Origin of the sequence: Siminovitchia fortis (genome assembly GCF_007681465.1) — a bacterium.
Taxonomy (GTDB): Bacteria; Bacillota; Bacilli; order Bacillales; family Bacillaceae_C; genus Siminovitchia; species Siminovitchia fortis.
This window is the reverse complement of record NZ_VEKZ01000051.1, coordinates 14,490-29,680: the sequence shown is the minus strand read 5'-3', so window position 1 is coordinate 29,680 and position 15,191 is coordinate 14,490. Positions and strand designations below refer to the sequence as shown.

13 protein-coding genes and 1 riboswitch are annotated in these 15,191 nt (G+C 44.5%); of the genes, 11 read left to right on the top strand and 2 right to left on the bottom strand.

Annotated features, from left to right (window positions below):
• Nucleotides 1-343 precede the first annotated feature (343 nt).
• From FS666_RS14710 to ribH, 8 genes are all read left to right on the top strand, one after another.
• Complete coding sequence (locus FS666_RS14710) at nt 344-2,527, top strand: malate synthase G (RefSeq protein ID WP_120069312.1); 2,184 nt, start codon at nt 344-346, stop codon at nt 2,525-2,527.
• Nucleotides 2,528-2,689: 162 nt separating this feature from the next.
• A complete protein-coding gene (locus tag FS666_RS14705; RefSeq protein WP_120069309.1) occupies nt 2,690-2,983 on the top strand; it encodes a hypothetical protein in 294 nt (97 codons plus the stop codon).
• A 126-nt stretch (nt 2,984-3,109) separates the two neighbouring features.
• Nucleotides 3,110-4,387, top strand: coding sequence for an isocitrate lyase (aceA, locus tag FS666_RS14700; protein ID WP_120069306.1), 1,278 nt, complete (start codon nt 3,110-3,112; stop codon nt 4,385-4,387).
• Nucleotides 4,388-4,439: 52 nt separating this feature from the next.
• Nucleotides 4,440-4,562 carry a hypothetical protein gene (locus FS666_RS20495; protein WP_260842224.1) on the top strand — a complete coding sequence of 41 codons (123 nt, stop codon included), beginning with the start codon at nt 4,440-4,442 and terminating at the stop codon, nt 4,560-4,562.
• Nucleotides 4,563-4,663: 101 nt separating this feature from the next.
• Nucleotides 4,664-4,807: riboswitch (FMN riboswitch) on the top strand.
• A 162-nt stretch (nt 4,808-4,969) separates the two neighbouring features.
• Nucleotides 4,970-6,067 carry a bifunctional diaminohydroxyphosphoribosylaminopyrimidine deaminase/5-amino-6-(5-phosphoribosylamino)uracil reductase RibD gene (gene ribD, locus FS666_RS14695; protein WP_144462605.1) on the top strand — a complete coding sequence of 366 codons (1,098 nt, stop codon included), beginning with the start codon at nt 4,970-4,972 and terminating at the stop codon, nt 6,065-6,067.
• The gene (gene ribE / locus FS666_RS14690) at nt 6,068-6,715 is read left to right on the top strand and encodes a riboflavin synthase (RefSeq protein WP_144462603.1); all 648 of its coding nucleotides are present in this window, start codon (nt 6,068-6,070) and stop codon (nt 6,713-6,715) included.
• Nucleotides 6,716-6,733: 18 nt separating this feature from the next.
• Entirely contained in the window at nt 6,734-7,927 is a 1,194-nt protein-coding gene (locus FS666_RS14685) for a bifunctional 3,4-dihydroxy-2-butanone-4-phosphate synthase/GTP cyclohydrolase II (RefSeq protein WP_144462601.1), read from the top strand.
• A 21-nt stretch (nt 7,928-7,948) separates the two neighbouring features.
• Nucleotides 7,949-8,419 carry a 6,7-dimethyl-8-ribityllumazine synthase gene (gene ribH / locus FS666_RS14680; RefSeq protein WP_120069295.1) on the top strand — a complete coding sequence of 157 codons (471 nt, stop codon included), beginning with the start codon at nt 7,949-7,951 and terminating at the stop codon, nt 8,417-8,419.
• Between the two features lie 35 nt (nt 8,420-8,454).
• Here the strand turns inward: ribH and FS666_RS14675 are convergent, their stop codons facing one another.
• Nucleotides 8,455-10,545: a DNA topoisomerase III gene (locus tag FS666_RS14675; protein ID WP_144462599.1), complete on the bottom strand. Its 2,091-nt coding sequence runs from the start codon at nt 10,543-10,545 to the stop codon at nt 8,455-8,457.
• A 169-nt stretch (nt 10,546-10,714) separates the two neighbouring features.
• On the opposite strand from FS666_RS14675, the gene FS666_RS14670 reads away from it, so the two are divergent.
• Nucleotides 10,715-10,849, top strand: coding sequence for a YjcZ family sporulation protein (locus FS666_RS14670; RefSeq protein WP_120069289.1), 135 nt, complete (start codon nt 10,715-10,717; stop codon nt 10,847-10,849).
• Between the two features lie 102 nt (nt 10,850-10,951).
• Here FS666_RS14670 and FS666_RS14665 read toward each other — a convergent pair whose 3' ends face one another.
• The gene (locus FS666_RS14665; protein ID WP_144462597.1) at nt 10,952-12,085 is read right to left on the bottom strand and encodes a histidine kinase N-terminal domain-containing protein; all 1,134 of its coding nucleotides are present in this window, start codon (nt 12,083-12,085) and stop codon (nt 10,952-10,954) included.
• Between the two features lie 410 nt (nt 12,086-12,495).
• On the opposite strand from FS666_RS14665, the gene FS666_RS19870 reads away from it, so the two are divergent.
• Both FS666_RS19870 and FS666_RS14660 read left to right on the top strand, forming a co-directional pair.
• On the top strand, nt 12,496-12,666 hold the full coding sequence (locus tag FS666_RS19870) for a hypothetical protein (protein ID WP_164876264.1): 171 nt from the start codon (nt 12,496-12,498) through the stop codon (nt 12,664-12,666).
• Nucleotides 12,667-13,022: 356 nt separating this feature from the next.
• The gene (locus FS666_RS14660; protein WP_144462595.1) at nt 13,023-15,104 is read left to right on the top strand and encodes a transglycosylase domain-containing protein; all 2,082 of its coding nucleotides are present in this window, start codon (nt 13,023-13,025) and stop codon (nt 15,102-15,104) included.
• Nucleotides 15,105-15,191: the final 87 nt, after the last annotated feature.

The window sequence follows — 15,191 nt, the reverse complement described above, 5'->3', positions numbered from 1 at the left end:
AGGACCTCCTGTCCGTCGAAGCTAGACAACAAAAGGCTTTGTTCAAAATTTTAAAGCTAAAAATTTTTATGCTTTCTCTCTGAAAAAAAACCGCCGATTTAAGGAGCAAATACAATGGCCGGAAATCGGACCTGGCGTTTTTAGCATAATATAAAATTTTTGGCCGGGCAAATCAAGGATATGGAAAATGTTCCTCGCATAAGTATCGTAAAATTCAATAATAAAAGATTAGTGTAAAAATGGCTTTTATTTTTGTTGGAGTTGTTATATAATAATTTCAGTTAATTACATCTGATGTATAACACAACGGAGTTTTTTGCTTAGTACAGAGGAGGAGAGAGGAATGGAGAACTACTTGAATGTAAATGGGCTGAAAGTGGCGTCCATTTTGCATGAGTTTATCGAAAAGGAGGCATTGCCTGATACCGGGGTGGATAGCAAAAGCTTTTGGAAAGGCTTTAGCCGCATCATTGAAGATCTTGTGCCCACAAACAAGCAGCTTTTACAAACACGGAAAAGCCTGCAGGAGAAAATCAATCAGTGGCATCAGGATAACAGAGGGCCGGTTGATTTGAAAAAATACAAATCGTTCCTCAAAGAAATCGGTTATCTGGAACAGCCGGTTGAAGATTTCACCATTACAACAAAAAATGTGGATGAAGAAATTACCGCCCAAGCAGGCCCGCAGCTGGTCGTGCCTGTAAATAATGCAAGATATGCCATAAACGCCGCCAATGCAAGATGGGGTAGCTTATATGATGCCCTTTACGGAACTGATGTCATTGATGAAGCGGACGGAGCGGAACTGACAAGCGGTTATAATCCGCTTCGGGGCCAAAAAGTGATTGATTACGGAAGAAAGTTTTTGGATCAGATCGCCCCATTACAGGAAGGTTCCCATCATGACTCGGTCAAGTACAGCATTTCCGGAGGCCATTTGACGATAGAGCTCCGGGGCGGCAAAAGTGTGAAGCTGCAGGATCATCAGAAGTTTGCCGGATTTCAGGGAGAAGCGGAAAATCCGAGTGCCATTTTACTTAAAAACAACGGTCTTCATGTTGAAATACAAATAGATCCTGAAGATCCGATCGGCCGGACTGATTCTGCCGGGATAAAAGATCTTTTAATTGAATCGGCTCTTTCTACCATTATGGATTGCGAAGATTCGGTTGCAGCAGTCGATGCGGAAGACAAAGTCCTTGTTTATCGAAATTGGCTTGGGCTGATGAAGGGAACAATCGGTGCCGTTTTTGAAAAAAACGGCAAAACAATCAACCGGGTAATGAATGAAGACCGCATCTATACGGCACCTGATGGAACTGAATTTTCCCTTCGCGGCCGTTCACTCCAGCTTGTCCGGAATGTAGGGCACTTGATGACAACGCCGGCCATTTTGGATCAAAACGGAGAAGAAGTGCCGGAAGGAATCGTTGATGCCGTAATCACTAGTTTAATAGCCAAACACGATCTTCTTGGAAATACCGCTCGGAAGAACTCTGAAAAAGGATCTGTTTATATTGTTAAGCCCAAAATGCACGGTTCCGAAGAAGTCGCTTTTGCCAATGAGCTGTTTGACCGTGTCGAGGATCTGCTCGGACTCGAACGAAATACGCTGAAAATGGGCGTTATGGATGAAGAGCGCCGGACATCGCTAAATTTGAAAGCCTGCATCAAAGAAGCCAAAGACCGGATTGTTTTTATTAACACAGGGTTCCTTGACCGTACAGGCGATGAAATCCATACATCGATGGAAGCGGGGCCGATGATCAGAAAGAATGATATGAAGGCATCCAGGTGGCTCAAGGCATATGAACAGTCGAATGTTTTCGCGGGGCTTGAGACAGGGCTGCCGGGCCGCGCACAGATCGGTAAGGGAATGTGGGCCATGCCCGATCAGATGAAGGCGATGGTTGAACAAAAAATCGGACATGTAGAGGCAGGCGCCAATACAGCGTGGGTTCCTTCCCCGACTGCTGCTACATTACACGCCCTGCATTACCATCAAAAGAATGTCTGGGAAATCCAGCACAATCTGTCAAAGGAAATCAAGGATGTAGAGGATGACATATTGGATATTCCGCTTGCATCCAACACTCATTTTACACATGAAGAGATCCAGGAGGAGCTTGATAATAATGCACAGGGAATATTGGGGTATGTTGTCAGGTGGGTGGAGCAGGGCGTAGGCTGTTCCAAAGTTCCGGACATCCATGATGTCGGTCTGATGGAAGACCGCGCAACACTGAGAATTTCAAGCCAGCATATGGCCAACTGGCTTCACCATGGCATTTGTACCGTTGAGCAGGTTCTGGAAACGATGAAACGTATGGCGGCAGTTGTCGATGAACAAAACGCCGGAGATCCGCATTATAAACCGATGTCGGATAATTTCGAGGAATCTGTTGCTTTTCAGGCAGCGTGCGACCTTGTATTGCTCGGAAGAGAGCAGCCAAATGGATATACGGAACCGATCCTTCACAGCCGCCGTCTTGAATTCAAGCAGAAAATGTCAATACAGCAGGCATAGGGCGGCCTCTTCAAGGCTGGTCATACGGCCTTGAAGAGGCCCGAAAGTTTGCTAAAGAAAATAAATGAAAAATATTTTAAAAAATATTGTATTATAACAGTTGACTAAATAACAACTCTGTTATATATTAATATCAACTTATTAAAAAAGAAGGTGGAGAACATGCAAACGAAACAAACAGCAGAAAGAGACTTTATCGAAGAGTGGATTTTGGAAGAGCTGATCAAAGGGAAGACGGTTGAAGAAATGAATGGTACAACTTTCGTCCTCGGAAACGAATTGCTGACTTTAAAAAGAAATGCTGAAGGTTCGTTTGATGTTGAGCCGCTCGCAGCGAAAGAAGTGGTCGTTATTAGGGAGGAAGAGAAACTGGAAATTGAAAACATTTGCAGCAAATGCGGTATGGAGCATCAAACATTTAAGGAAGTCATTCAATGCTGCGAGAACGTTGAATAATTTTTTTGCCTTATCTGTTATATAACATTATAAATATCGAAAAACAGATATATTACAGGTGAATAATAGATTGATTGAATCAATCTGTTGATCAAATATTAAAACGTAGAATGGGAGAGGTTTATCATGACAAGAGAAGAACAAATCCGCCAAGTTGAAGAAAGCTGGGCAGCAGAACGCTGGAAAGGGATTGAAAGGCCATATTCCGCCGGGGATGTAGTGAAACTGCGCGGATCGGTCGTCATTGAGCAGACATTGGCGCGGATGGGGGCCGAAAGGCTTTGGAATTTGATCAATACGGAAGATTATATAAATGCGCTGGGTGCTCTGACAGGGAACCAGGCAATGCAGCAGGTAAAAGCAGGCCTCAAGGCAATTTACTTAAGCGGCTGGCAGGTTGCCGCAGATGCGAACCTAGCAGGGCAGATGTATCCGGATCAAAGTTTATATCCTGCCAACAGTGTTCCGCAGGTCGTCAAACGGATCAACCAGACACTGCAGCGTGCAGATCAAATCCAGCAGGCAGAGGGAGAAGGCGATACGTATTGGTTTGCTCCCATTGTAGCAGATATGGAGGCAGGATTCGGAGGCCCCCTCAACGTATTCGAATTGACAAAAGCTATGATTGAGGCAGGGGCTGGTGGGGTCCATCTTGAAGACCAGTTGGCTTCCGAGAAAAAATGCGGACACTTGGGCGGTAAAGTTCTTCAACCGACACAAACGGCTGTGCGCCACTTAATCGCGGCAAGACTTGCTGCAGATGTCATGGATGTGCCTACTGTCATTATCGCAAGGACTGACGCGAATGCGGCTAACTTGATTACAAGTGATGTCGACCCGTATGACCGCGAATTTCTGACAGGCGAAAGAAGTCCGGAAGGGTTCTATTACACAAATCCGGGACTTGACCAGGCAATTGCAAGAGGTCTTGCCTATGCGCCTTACGCCGATCTCATCTGGTGTGAAACGGCTGAACCGGATCTCGAGGAGGCACGGCGTTTTGCAGAAGCCATTCATGAAAAATTCCCGGGCAAACTGCTTGCATATAACTGCTCACCTTCCTTTAACTGGAAAAGCAAGCTGAGCGATGAAGAGATTGCCGGCTTCCAGCAAGAGCTGGGAAAAATGGGTTACAAATTCCAATTCGTTACACTTGCAGGCTTCCACTCCCTCAACCACAGCATGTTCGAATTGGCCCGCGGCTACAAAGATTCCGGCATGGCTGCCTATTCCAAACTCCAGCAGGAAGAATTTGCTTCCGAGGCGCAAGGATACACAGCTACACGCCACCAGCGTGAAGTTGGTACTGGTTACTTCGATGAAGTGTCAATGGTCATTTCAGGAGGAACCTCTTCCACAACCGCATTGGCAGGATCAACAGAGGAAGCGCAGTTCCAATCATAAAAATAGCGAAAGGCCCCCTTGGGAAAAGGTACACCCAAGGGGGTTTTCCTTCGTGAAAAATCGGCCATTGCCCGGATACGATGAAAAAGCGCCTGCGTGGTCATTGGCAGGCGGGACCAATGCCCGGATATGGTCGAAAAGCCTCAGCGTGGTCAATGGCGGATTGGACCAATGATTAGCCATTTATCCCAATTTCTATTGATCATTTGACAATCACGAAAAAAGTCAGGGGTTGCAAAATATATTTGTATGTTATAATACAAACATTCGAATAGTTTTTTCCTTCGGGGCAGGGTGAAAATCCCGACCGGCGGTGATGAGACAAGTGTCTCTTAGTCCGTGACCCGGCTCGGCAACGATCCGGTGGATTTGGTGAAATTCCAAAGCCGACAGTGAAAGTCTGGATGGGAGAAGGAAAAAGGCGTCTGTTTCTCGTGCATTTTTTTATAAAATGGCATGTTTATTTAGGCTTTGTTAAAAATCTTTTTGTCAAAGCTTCATGACGCTTATTTAAAATTGCTGTTTTTGCGCCCCGAAACAATGTTTCGGGGCTTTTTCCGTCGATCATTGAAAGGAGGCACTATGGGAGACAAGTATTTTTATATGAAATTGGCCATACAGCTGGCGGAATCCGTTGTCGGGCAGACGAGTCCGAATCCGGCGGTCGGCTGTGTCGTTGTCAAAAACGGGCAGATTCTCGGCATGGGCGCACATATGAAAGCAGGCGAGCCGCACGCTGAAGTCAACGCCTTGAAACAAGCCGGCGAAAGGGCGGAGGGCGCCGATCTTTATGTCACTCTTGAGCCATGTTCACATACAGGAAGGACGCCGCCGTGCGCTGATTTGATCATTGAGAAAAAAATCAGGCGCGTCTTCATAGCGGGCCTGGATCCGAATCCGGTTGTTGCCGGAAATGGTGTGGCAAAGCTTCAGAAAGCCGGAATTTCGGTGGAATATGGAATTTACGGTCAACAAGCCGAAGATCTGAACAAATTTTATTTTCATTTTATTAAGACAAGGAAACCATTCACTACATTAAAAACCGCTGTAACTTTTGACGGAAAGACAGCGGCTTCCAGCGGAGACAGCAAATGGATCACATCTGATCAGGCAAGGCTTGATGTCCATCATTACCGGCATCGCCACGATGCAATATTGGTCGGCATCAATACTGTGATTCAGGATAATCCCCATCTTACAACCCGACTGCCCCAGGGTGGAAAAAATCCCATTCGAATTGTTCTGGATACTCATTTGAGAATTCCTATGGAATGCAATCTTTTAAATGACAATGCGGCTCCGACGATCATCGTGTGCGGAAAGCACGCAAATGAAAAAAAGCGTCGTGCCATTGAGGAAAAAGGTGTCAAAGTGAAAAAGATGCCTTCAGAGAAAATTGAAATCGAACCGCTCCTGAACTGGCTGGGGAAGGAGCAGATCCTTTCCGTCTTTGTCGAAGGCGGAAGCGCCGTCCATTCCGCATTCATTGATTCCGGATTTTTTCAGGAAATTGTCATGTACATGGCGCCGAAATTATTGAATGACAGGAAAGGGACGCCGGCTTTTGGAGGAGTCCCCAAACAATTAGTAAAAGACAGTATTCCCTTGGCATTTAAATCAGTCGAACAAATCGGTCCTGACATAAAATTAATTGTTGAACCGGTGGAAAGGGGAAAGTGAATGTTTACAGGAATTGTAGAAGAAATCGGTACTGTTCTGCGAATTGATCGAAAGGCGAAGTCCTTCAATGTCCATATCCAGGCAGAAAAGATCCTGGAAGACATCCATCCGGGCGACAGCATTTCGGTAAATGGTGTTTGTCTAACTGCAACGGAAATTACCCGCTCAACGTTTCAGGCCGATGTCATGCCTGAAACATTCAATGTGACATCACTCAGCATGCTAGCACCAGGTTCAAAGGTGAATCTGGAAAGGGCGATTGCTGCCAACGGCAGGTTCGGAGGACATTTTGTCAGCGGGCATGTCGATGGAACCGGCACCCTTATAAGTAAAAAAAGTATGGAAAACGCACTTTATATGGTTATCCAAATACCAGAGAAATTCCAAGTGTTTGTCATGGAAAAAGGATCGATTGCAATAGATGGAACTTCGCTGACGATTTTTGAAACAGACGGTGAAAAAATAACAATTTCCCTGGTACCGCACACACAAGCGGAAACGATTCTTGCAGAAAAAAACATCGGCGACCCAGTCAATATCGAATTCGATATGTTTGGCAAATACATTTATCACATGCTGGAAAGCCGAAAGGAAATAAAAACCGGAATCACGATGGATAAGCTATTGGAGAATGGCTTCATCGGTTAAAAAGGAAGGAGTGACAGTATGTTTGATTCAATTGAAAAAGCCCTCGAAGAATTGAAAAACGGGAAAGTGATCATTGTAACGGACGATGAGGACAGGGAAAATGAAGGCGATTTTGTTGCGCTGGCTGAAAAGGCAGATCCTGAAGTGATCAATTTCATGGCGAAGGAAGGACGAGGCCTCATTTGCATGCCCATAACGGAAGAGAGAGCAAAGGAATTGGATTTGCCGAAGATGGCCGACCACAACACCGACCCTTTTGGAACAGCGTTTACCGTCAGTGTTGATCATATTGATTCCCACACAGGCATCAGTGCATTTGAACGTTCGGAAACGATTTTAAAAATGCTGGAAGATGGTGCTAAGCCCGGGGACTTTAAAAGGCCGGGCCATATCTTCCCCCTCATAGCAAAAGAGGGAGGGATATTAAAAAGGCCCGGCCACACGGAAGCGGCTGTTGATCTGGCTCAACTTTGCGGGGCAAAGCCGGCCGGCGTCATCTGTGAAATCATGAAAGATGACGGAACGATGGCACGTACTCCCGACTTAAGAAAAATGGCTGATGAATTTGGGCTGTCAATGATTACAATCAAAGACTTGATTTTATACAGGAACGCCAAGGAAACGCTCGTCAAAAGGGAAGCGGAAGCCCTATTGCCGACTGAATACGGTGATTTCAAGATCATTGCCTACTCAAACGTGCTTGATTATAAAGAACATTTGGCCATTGTAAAAGGGGATATTGAGCCGGATACACCTGTCATAGTACGGATGCACTCTGAATGCCTGACGGGGGATGTATTCGGATCTTGCCGCTGTGATTGCGGCCCGCAGCTTCAATCTGCATTGAGGCGGATTGAAGAAGAAGGTGCCGGGGTTCTCCTATACCTGCGCCAGGAGGGAAGAGGGATCGGGCTCATTAATAAATTAAAAGCATACAAGCTGCAGGAAGAAGGGCTTGATACAGTGGAGGCCAATGAAAGACTCGGATTTCCGGCGGATCTTCGCGACTTTAGCATTGGCGCACAAATGCTGAAAGACATAGGAGTCAAGAAACTCAAACTGCTCACTAACAATCCAAGGAAAGTTTCCAGTCTTTCGGATTTCGGGTTCGAGGTAACCGAGAGGCTGCCGATCCAGCTGCCTTTTAAAAGTGAAAACGAAAAATACTTGAAAACAAAAGCAGAAAAGCTCGGACATTTGCTTACATTTTAAATAGCTGAGGAGAGATAAGAGATGAAAACAGTTTATGAAGGGAATTTAGTTGGTACAGGATTGAAAATCGGTATTGTCGCAGGCAGATTCAACGAATTCATTACAGGAAAACTTCTGTCCGGAGCGCTGGATGCATTGAGACGCCACGGTGTTTCCGAGGATGATGTTTCGGTTGTATGGGTGCCCGGTGCATTTGAAATACCGTTGACTGCCAAGAAAATGGCAGAAATGAATGAGTATGATGCAATTATCACTTTAGGGACTGTTATACGCGGTGCAACCCCGCATTTTGATTATGTTTGCAGCGAAGCGGCGAAGGGTGCGGCGAATGTTGCGCTTCAATCGGGAATTCCTGTCATATTCGGTGTTCTGACAACAGATACGATTGAGCAGGCTGTCGAAAGGGCCGGAACAAAAGCAGGGAATAAAGGCTGGGATTCGGCAGTTGATGCCATTGAGATGGCAAACTTATATAAATCAATGAATTCCTAATGTAAAACGGCTGCCCGATCGGACAGCCGTTGCCTTTACTTTTTATCTTTCAGTGCCGCCTTTAATGCATCCGCCATGCTGTTTCCAAAACCTTCATCATTGGAATATTTTTTCAGAAGCTGGCGCTCTTCCCGCTTTGTGACTGTCTTTTTCCGGTTTTCAGCTTTTTCCACCAGATTGCACTTGCGGCATTGGAAATACATACCCGCTTTTCCCTTATGGATTTCCATTTTCTTGTGGCATTGCGGACAGCGGCGGTTGGAAAGCTTCGGGTCTTTCCTTTTTCGGAAATTGCACTCTCTGTTGGAACAAACAAGCATGCGCCCGTCCTTTCCTTTGATTTCCTTCATGAGAGAACTGCATTCAGGACATTTGGTACCCGTAATATTATGGGCTTTATACGATTTATCGCTTTGCTTGACTTCAGTTACAAGGCGTTTTGTCTGCTTTCGGATATTTTGTAAAAACTTCTCCGGATCCCCTTTTTGGCGGGCGATTGCCTCCAGTTCGGCTTCCCACTTGGCTGTCAATTCCGGAGACTTCAGCTCATCGTTCACAAGTTCAATAAGCTGCTTGCCTTTTGGCGTGGGGAACAGGCGGTTGTTTGAGCGGTCAATCACCTGTGAGCTTAGAAGCTTCTCGATAATATCAGCTCTTGTAGCAGGTGTTCCAAGTCCGTATTTCTCCATCCTCGCCAAGAGGTCGGATTCCGTAAATCTTGGCGGGGCTTCCGTCAGATGTTCCTGAAGCCGGCTGTTGTCGATTGTAAATGTTTGCCCCTGCTTTAAATGCTGGAGGGACTTCAGGTGCTTTTCTCCATCCTGCTGCCTTGTCAGCACCTTAAATCCTTCATCAATGACTGTCGTTTCCTTTGCCAGGAACGTTTCACCGCCAGACTCAATCGTCACACGAAGTGTTTCATATTTATAAGCCGGGTAAAAAAGTGCCAGGAAGCGTTTGGCGATCAAATCAAAGAGTTTTTTTTCATCCTGCGAAAGGTCGCTTAATCTTACCGGCTGTTCCGTTGGAATAATGGCATGGTGATCTGTAACTTTTTGGTTGTTGAAGACACGGGAGGCCAGCACCTTCACCTTCTGCTTCAATACAGGCTGCACATCATCTTTGTAGGCGGAGCGAAGGGCTTCAAGCCGGTCGGCCATCGTAGCTGCCAGGTCAGTGGTCAAATACCTTGAGTCCGTCCTGGGATACGTAACGATCTTATGATTTTCGTATAAACCTTGCAAAACGTTTGAAGTTTTTTTGGCTGAAAAACAGAACCGGCGGTTTGCGTCCCTTTGCAATTCAGTCAAATCATAAGGGAGGGGCTGCTGCTCCGATTTATCCTTGCGGTCGACCGCCTTCACAACCGCTTTCTGATTTTTCACTTTTGCAATAATGGCATTTGCCTTATCTTTTGAAAAAACTCTTTTTTCCCCTTGGTGTTCCCACTCGGCTTCAAGGCCGCCGGCTTGTATATGAACTGTCCAATATTCTTTCGGAACGAATGATTGTATTTCTTTTTCCTGCTTTATAATCATTCCGAGTGTCGGGGTCTGCACACGTCCCGCTGAAAGGGGATCGTCGAATTTCGTAGTCAAAGCCCTTGTTACATTCAAACCGATGAGCCAGTCGGCTTCAGCTCTGCAAACGGCTGAATCATATAAAGCATCGTATTGCTTCGCCGGCTTTAATTGCCGGAATCCTTCCTTGATTGCGCGGTCAGTGTAGGACGAGATCCAAAGGCGTTTCACCGGCTTTTTCCAGCGGACCTTTTTTATGATCCAACGGGCGACGAGTTCACCTTCACGTCCCGCATCAGTCGCGATGATCAGGTCTTTAATGTCTTTTCTTTTGGCAAGCTGTTCAATTCCTTTATATTGCGGAAAGGTTTGCCGGATCACTTTTAAGTCCATTTTTTCAGGAATAATCGGCAAATCTTCCAATTTCCACGTCTTATATTTTTGATCATAGTCTTCCGGCATCTTCAGTTCGATCAAATGTCCCAAAGCCCATGTAACGACATATTGCGGACCCTCGATGGAATATTTCTTTTTTTCCGTGCAGCCGAGAACCCGGGCCAGATCCCTTGCAACACTGGGCTTTTCTGCCAGTACTAATGATTTCAATTGCTTGACTCCCTTCTTGCTGCTTCTACTGTATATCATAACATAGCGGAATGTGTAAAAAACCAAAAATGATTGGCTGTATATGTCGCAAGCCCAAACATAAACTCCCAATTTGAATAGTTTATTGTGTAGGGATTTTTACTTATCCCCGATCAGGAGGTGAACGCTTATGTGGGGCGGATGTGGCTTCGGTTGTGGCTACGGCGGCTACGGCTACGGCGGAGGTTTTGGCTATGGCGGTGGCTTTGCGTTGATCGTCGTATTGTTCATTCTGTTAATCATTGTTGGTGCAGCTTGGTGGTAAAATCCACAATAGAAAAGAGCGGGATATACCGCTCTTTTTCCAATTGGATTATGTAACTTTAATTTGGATATTAGACGTTACTCACAAAAAAAGCCTGCAACTTTACCTATCCTTTTCATGTGGAGAAGGCAGGATAATGGTGAAAGTGGTCCATTTCTCATTGGAACTGCATAATAACTGCCCGTGGTGTTTTTCTATGATTTGTCTGGAAACGTAAAGTCCCAGGCCTGTACCGGTTTTTTTGGTCGTTACAAAAGGTTCAAAAATATCTTTGATCAATGAATCAGGAATCTTTGGCCCGGTATTGGAAGCTTCGAGATAAATCGAGTCTCCTTTCCGGTATCCTTTTATATGTATGACGGCTTCTGCATCAGTGGACACCATGACTTCAATTGCATTAAAAATGATATTAATGATCACCTGGCGCACTTCTTCCTGGATTCCTTTTACATACAGGTTATTTTCCATTTCCTGGTGAAGGGATACCTTCAATTCAAGCAGCCTGGGATACACGAAAGAAGCAACTTGTTCAACAAGTTCATTTAAGGAAAAAATGACTTCTTCCTGATTCACTTCCTGTTTTTTGGAAAGCATTAGAAATTGAGTGATCCGAAATTTAAGTTGCTCCAATTCTGAAGAAATGATATCCATGTATGGGAGATCGGGATACTCCGCACGCAGGAGCTGAACAAACCCTTGAACGGTTGTCAAAGGATTTCTGAATTCATGGACGAAGCTGGACGTCATTTGGCCTAGAAGAGTAAGGCGGTCTTCATGGCTTGAATGAATATACCGGTTATCCTGTTCATTCAATTGTTGTTTCAGCCTTCTATAATGCATGACAGAGTAATATGAAAAATGATCAAAAATATAGGATAAATGCATGAAAAATTTCTTTAAAATTTGCGGTTCTGATGGAAAATTACACACTTCTTCGCAAAGTATATTTTTTGCCATGTTCAGGTTATAAACTAAGAGTTCAATTTCCGAGTTTTCTCTTATTTTCGTTTGCGCTACTTTATGGGCACTTGCCTGTAAATAGGTTTGCAAGTCAACCTTAGGCAAAGAAAGTGCTTTCAAAGCAACCTCATATATGAACTTTCCCTTGTTGTCCAGCTTCTCTCTGTTGAGCTGGGTCAAATCGGGAGGCAGCATCGCTCTTTCTTTCCATTTTTCGAGGAAGCTTGATCTTTTTTGTTGAAGAAAAGATATAAGTTCGTCCGTAAGCTGGTTCATCCCCGTACTCACCTCCTCTCCATTATATCAGTTGAAGGGTAAAAAGACTCTTTTAAACATTAATTTTATGCAATTTATTTAAGAGCTTTATAGATATCTATGCAGCAATTTGTAGGATATGCCCAAATCGAACAAATTCTCCTAATCTTTTTAAGTCATTTTTTATATAAAATGAAAATAAAGCTGATAAATAACGTTATTGATATTATATAAAAAGCGGTGTATTTCAAGGCTTCCGGCCTTGTTATTTCTGAAAAGTTGATAAAAAGTACCTATATACTTATTTGAAAAGTCTATATATAATAAATATAATTCAGCAAATAACTACCCATTGTATTTGGTGTAAAATGACGATTTTTCCATCATTATAAATTATGGCAGGCCAAGCCTTGCAGACAGGGGTGGGTAGTATGAAAAATGAAGAGGAAAAAAACAAATCGAAAAATCCTGTAATCAGCAAATGTATGAATCATTTGGAAATCATTGGAGCAGATGATAAAACAAGGCAAATTGTGTATATGTATATGAAAACATTGGAAAATGAGCTGTCCAGGGTGAAAGAAAAAGAACTGGATCACTAATCCTTATACGATGCGCCCAAACAATCGGAATAAACCGGTTGTTTTTTTTTTGTGTTTCCTTTATCTGTCAGGAGTCGTCCAGTCTGTACGCCGCTAAACGTCGCCTTCCACTTTTCTTGTTGTCCAGTTCCGGGCTCCAGCGACTAGCAGACTTCCTCCTCCTTCCTACGATAAGTCAACATCGGCTCGCCTGCGGCTTCGCCGTGTTTCCTTTATCTCGTCAGGAGTCGTCCAGTCTGTACGTCGCTAAACGTCGCCCTTCACTTTTCTTGTAGCTTTTTGATGAAAAAAACATTATATTATAATTGGTTTCCAAATGTGTATGGAGCCGGCGCAATTGAAAGCGAGGAAAAGGTATGGACCTGTTTTATAAAATAAAAGACAGTTTATGGAGGTTTTGGAAAAAAGCCCATCTGAATCAAATTTTATTGCTGATCGCTTCGTTGGTTATTTTGATCGGCCTGTCATATTTTGCCTATTTGGCTAGTGCTGCCAATGTCGAATCTTTGAAACAGGGATTGGCACAGGCAACCGTTATCTACGACAAAGATGGTGATGAAGCCAGTAAAATATCTGCCAACCGGATGGAAGGCGTCCCAATAGCGGAAGTCCCTGAAAATATGAAGAATGCCATAGTGGCCGTTGAGGACCACCGATTTTATAAACATAGGGGATTCGACCTTTACGGTATTTCCCGGGCGTTTTTTAAAAATCTGTTTGCTGGAAGAATCACGGCCGGAGGAAGTACGCTGACGCAGCAGTTGACCAAAAATGCCCTTCTTTCTCCAGAGCGGACATATAAACGGAAGCTGGAGGAAGTTTTTCTGGCAATCGAAATCGAAAAGAAGTTTACGAAAGATGAAATATTGGAAATGTATCTGAACCAAGCTTTTTTTGGAAGCGGCGGCTGGGGAGTCCAAAATGCATCCAAAAAATTTTTTGGCAAGGATGTAAGCCAAATTACACTCAGTGAAGCCGCGATGCTGGCGGGAATAGTGAACCGGCCATCAGCCCTCGATCCATATAAAAATTATGATGCGTCAGTTGAACGGCGGAATCTCGTATTAAGCCAAATGCTGAAATATGAAATGATAAGTGAGTCAGAATATCAGGAAGCTGTCAATGAGAAAATTGTACTGGAAGACAAAGGCGCGGATCCGCTGAAAGGAAAGTATCCTTATTATGTGGATGCCGTATTAAATGAGGCTATTAACCAGTACGGCCTGACACAGGAAGAAATATTGACCCGCGGTTATAAAATTTACACTGAGATGGATCAAAATGTTCAGGCGGGTTTGGAAAAAGTATATCAAAACAACTATCTTTTTCCTGTAAGTTCAGACGGAACACTTGCCCAGAGCGGGGCGATCATGCTTGATCCAAAAACGGGAGGCATCCGGGGGCTTGTCGGCGGAAGGGGAGAGCATACTTTCCGCGCGTATAACAGGGCGACACAGCTGAAGGCACAGCCGGGCTCCGTCATAAAGCCCCTTGTCGTTTACACCCCGGCACTTGAAGAAGGCTATACGGCCCAATCCACTTTAAAAGACGAAGAAGGAATGACATTTTCAGGTTATACACCGAAGAATTTCAGCGGGCAATATGCAGGTGAAGTGCCGTTATATACTGCTGTTGAGCAATCATTGAATGTTCCGGCTGTCTGGCTTTTGAATGAAATTGGCCTGGATAAAGGTATCGCAGCCGCCAAGAAATTCGGACTCTCCATCCAAAAGGAAGATGAAAACCTAAGCCTGGCTTTGGGCGGAACAACCACGGGGTATTCACCCCGGCAAATGGCCGAAGCCTATTCAGTTTTTGCGAATGACGGGAAAAGGGAAAAAAGCCATATCATCACAAAAATTGTCGGTCCCACCGGGAATGTGGAAGGTGAATTCAAACCGAAAACCACCCGGGTTACAAGCCGTAAAACGGCAGAAAAGATGACGGCCATTCTCCTTAATGTGGTAGAGACCGGAACAGGGAGAAACGCAAAACTCGATGGCTACGATATTGCCGGAAAAACCGGGTCAACACAGCTTCCTTATCCGGAAATACCGGATGGAACGAAGGATCAATGGTTTGTCGGCTACACGCCAAACCTTGTGGGAGCCGTTTGGCTTGGCTATGACAGGACCGACAGAGACCATTATTTAAAAGGCGCCAGCAGTGATACAGTCGTCCCAATTTTCCGCTCAATGATGGAACAGACACTTCCGCATGTCGAAAAAGATAAATTTGAGACGCCATCCATCAATAAACGGCTTGAGGAAGAGCGTAAAAAAGAAGAGAATTCCCTCAAAGAACAACTGAAAAATTTTGATGACAAAATGATGGATGAAGCAAAAAAATGGAAAGAAAAATTGGAAAAAGGAAAAGGAAATTTGAATAAGTTTGAAGAAAAATTAAAGGAAACGTATAGGCGGTTCCAAAACGATTAAGCAGGTTTTTTCATCATTTCCGGCAGGGTAGATGAAATTTTTGCCGATATGTGAGAGAATACCTATGGTTAAAACTTAGAGGAGGCA